The organism is Kitasatospora sp. MY 5-36 (assembly GCF_001182915.1).
In the GTDB taxonomy this organism is placed as follows: Bacteria; Actinomycetota; Actinomycetes; order Streptomycetales; family Streptomycetaceae; genus Kitasatospora.
The window spans coordinates 1-2,064 of record NZ_LFVW01000520.1; the positions used below are offsets into that span (position 1 = coordinate 1).

Annotated in this window: 1 protein-coding gene and 1 pseudogene; both read left to right on the forward strand. The window is 76.1% G+C overall.

Translation table 11 applies throughout. From position 1 onward, the window contains the following. The first annotated feature begins 201 nt into the window (after positions 1-201). Entirely contained in the window at positions 202-1,701 is a 1,500-nt protein-coding gene (locus tag AE652_RS28945) for an aminotransferase class V-fold PLP-dependent enzyme (RefSeq protein ID WP_082346041.1), read from the forward strand. Next, positions 1,698-2,064 (forward strand): annotated as a pseudogene (locus tag AE652_RS28950) (hypothetical protein); the annotation flags it as partial. The gene AE652_RS28945 and the pseudogene AE652_RS28950, both read left to right, overlap by 4 nt.

A 2,064-nucleotide genomic window follows, 5' to 3' on the forward strand; every position in this document is an offset into this window, starting at 1 on the left:
GGGGCCGGCGGGCGGTGCGGTGGGTGAGCTGCGGGTGTTGCGGGCGCCTTGCGGGCGGTGGCCACGGTGGCTGCGGACGCGGTCGAGGAACGCTCAAGGACTCGGACGCGGTGAACGCTCGTACTCGCCAGGGGCCCGGCGTGCTGCTCACCCGCGCGTCGGCCCCCCGTTGTCGAAGGACTTGAGGGGAAGGGCCTGAGCGTGGACCTGCGGTACTGGCTGCCGAAGGCGGCCGAGGTGGCCGAGCGGTGGGGCGAGCGGTTCGGGCCGCTGGAGCCGCACCCCTCGCACCTGGTGGACGAGGCGGCGTTCGCGGCCGCCTTCGAGCGCTTCGCCGAGCGCCTGGAGCACAACTACCCGTTCTTCCATCCGCGCTACGCCGGGCAGATGGTCAAGCCGCCGCACCCGGCGGCGGTGGTGGGCTACCTGACGGCGATGCGCTTCAACCCCAACAACCACGCCTACGAGGGCGGACCGGCCACCAACGACATGGAACGCGAGTGCGTCGCGCAGCTCGCCGCCATGTTCGGGCTGCCCGCGCACGTGGGCCACCTGACCAGCAGCGGCACCATCGCCAACCTGGAGGCGCTGTACGTGGCGCGCCAGAGCCACCCGGGCCTGGGGGTGGCGTACAGCCGCGAGGCCCACTACACCCACAGCCGGATGTGCCACGTGCTGGGCGTGCGGGGGCACGCGGTGGCGGCGGACGCCGAGGGCCGGATGGACACCGGGGCGCTGGAGGAGCTGCTGCGCACCGGGCGGGTGGGCACGGTGGTGGTCACCTGCGGCACCACCGGGGCGGGCGCCGTCGACCCGGTGCACGAGATCCTGCCGCTGGCCCGCCGCTACGGGGCGCGGGTGCACGTGGACGCCGCCTACGGCGGGTTCTTCGCGCTGCTGGCCTCCGACGACGCGCTCGCCGCCTCCCTCGACGTGGACACGGCGCCGTGGCGGGCGATCGCCGGCTGCGACTCGGTGACCGTCGACCCGCACAAGCACGGCCTGCAGCCGTACGGCTGCGGGGCGGTGCTGTTCGCCGACCCGGACATCGGGCGGCACTTCGCCCACGACTCCCCGTACACCTACTTCACCGACGCCGAGCTGCACCTGGGCGAGATCAGCCTGGAGTGCTCGCGCGCCGGGGCCTCGGCCGCCGCCCTGTGGCTGACCCTGCAGCTGCTGCCGCTCACCGCGCGGGGGCTGGGCGCGGGGCTGGCCGCGAGCCGGCGCGCCGCCCTCGCCTGGGCGCGGCGGATCGAGGACAGCGCGGAGCTGACGCTGTACCAGCGGCCACAGCTGGACATCGTCACCTACTTCCCCACCCCGGCCGGGCCGCCCGCGCTGTCGGCGGTCGACGCCGCGAGCGAGCGGGTCCTGCGCCAGGGCATGGCCGACGAGCACGACCCCGTCTACCTGAGCGTGCTGCGCGTGGACGCCGCCGACTTCACCCGCCGCCACCCGGGCGTGCGCGCGGACGCGGACGGGGCGCGGGTGCTGCGCAGCGTGCTGATCAAGCCGGAGGCGGAGGGGTGGGTGGCGCCGCTGCACGCGCGGGTGGCGGCGCTGGCCGCCTCGGCGACCGGTTCCCCTGTTTCCACCGTTCCGTCCGCTCCCTCTGCTCCGTCCGTTCCCTGTGTTCCGTCCAGTCCTTCGGCTCCTTCCCCTTCGTCCGCCCCCTCGTTCGAGGAGAGTGCCCGTTGACCACCGCCACCGCCCTGCCCGCCGCCGCGGGCACCGCCTTACCGCCCCCCGGGCCGGCCGACGGCGCCGTACGGCCGGTCGTGCGCCCCGCCCGCCCGGGCGAGGAGGACGCCCTGGCCCGCGCGCTCGCCGACACCTTCGCCGACGACGCGCTGATGCTCTGGGCCTTCCCCGACCCCGACCACCGCGCCCGCGTCCTGCCCGCCTTCTTCCGCGTCCACGTCGAGCAGTGCCTGGCCCACGGGGGCGCGCTGGCCGTCCACCGGGCCGCCGGCGACGGCGGCGCGGACGACGGCACCGCGGACGGCGAACCGCTGGGGGCGCTGCTGTTCCTGCCGCCCGGCCGCTGGGAGGCCCCGGGCC